Genomic DNA, 1,411 nt, shown 5'->3' on the forward strand with positions numbered 1-1,411 from the left:
TAATGCCGATCAGTTAAAGCCAAAGCGATCGGTTGAAGGATCCTTCAGAGCTGTCAAAATCCAAGTGTATTTAATGCACTTGGATTTTTTTATGGATGTTTCTCAAGCTCTAAACATAATTAATGATTGGAAACCTAGCAGCGTTGAGACTTTGTCTGACTTGCTTCCAATTGAACTCATCGACGAAGCCTATTCTCTTACTGATACTGTCACGATGAGAAAGAGGAAATTAACTTTAGAATCCATGGTGTGGCTGCTTGTTGGAATGGCTATCTATAACAGTAAATCCATGAAAGATTTAGTGAACCAACTTGATATTGTCGACCGTACAGGTAAAGCTTTTGTCGCACCGAGTGCGTTAACTCAACGTCGAAAGACGTTGGGTGAAGACGCAATTAAAGCGGTCTTTGAGCGAATGACTACGTCATGGTTAAACAGTGCAAAGTTACCCCAATGGAATGGATTAACGCTGCTTGGCGTCGATGGCGTTGTTTGGCGAACGCCCGATAACCCGCAAAATGAAAAGGCATTTTCTCGACAAAAAGGGACGCAATATCCGCAAGTGAGAATGGTCTGCCAAATGGAACTAAGCAGTCACATTATTACGGCCAGTGCATTTGATAATTACAATACAAACGAAATGATATTAGCTGAAAAACTAATAGAAACAACACCAAACCATAGCGTAACAATGTTCGATAAGGGGTTCTATTCTTTAGGTTTATTACATAAATGGCAAGACTCTGGCTCAGAGCGCCATTGGCTTATCCCCCTCAAGAAAAATACACAATATGACATTGTTCAATCTTTAGGGCGAAATGACAAACTTGTTCAATTACACAGTAATCCAAGAGCTAGAAAGCTATGGCCTGATTTACCAAAGTCGATAACCGCTCGACTTGTCACTCGTAAAATTAAAGGAAAAGACTACCAAGTATTAACCTCCATGACGGACTCCCTGCGTTACCCATCAAAAGATATTGCAGGCCTTTATGAGCATCGTTGGGAAATAGAGCTGGGCTACCGAGAGCAAAAACAATACATGCTTGGAAACCGTCTTACGCTGCGAAGTCGTTTACCAGAGCTGGTCAAGCAGGAGTTATGGGGCATCTTGCTTACTTACAATTTAATCCGATATCAGATGGTCGAGCTCTGCTTCAATTTAAAGGGAAATTACCTTCCTTATCAACTGAGTTTTAACGGCACGTTAGCTCATGTATCAGCGTTACTTGTAGGCTTACCTTATTCAACACCAGGCGCAATACCTCGTCAGCTAAAGGGGTTCCACAACATGGCTGAAAGCTTAATACTTGAAGGGCGAAGGGAAAGGACATTCCCTAGAAGAGTTAAACCCAGACCACAACGGTATGCTAAGAACAAAAATGCCGTTCACTCTTAAGTGAACGGCATT

The 1,411-nt window shown here is 41.8% G+C and carries 1 protein-coding gene; it reads left to right on the forward strand.

The genetic code is table 11. The features are described 5' to 3' along the window. Positions 1–91: 91 nt before the first annotated feature. A complete protein-coding gene (locus tag AB4209_RS20235) occupies positions 92–1,399 on the forward strand; it encodes an IS4 family transposase (RefSeq protein WP_029235596.1) in 1,308 nt (435 codons plus the stop codon). The last annotated feature ends 12 nt before the right edge of the window (positions 1,400–1,411 follow it).

This window comes from Vibrio sp. 10N.286.48.C11 (genome assembly GCF_041469805.1).
Classification (GTDB): domain Bacteria; phylum Pseudomonadota; class Gammaproteobacteria; order Enterobacterales; family Vibrionaceae; genus Vibrio; species Vibrio crassostreae_C.

Excerpts from the sequence above, each read along its gene's own strand:
- AB4209_RS20235 (WP_029235596.1), top strand. The coding sequence starts at position 92 with ATGGATGTTTCTCAAGCTCTAAACATAATTAATGATTGGAAACCTAGC.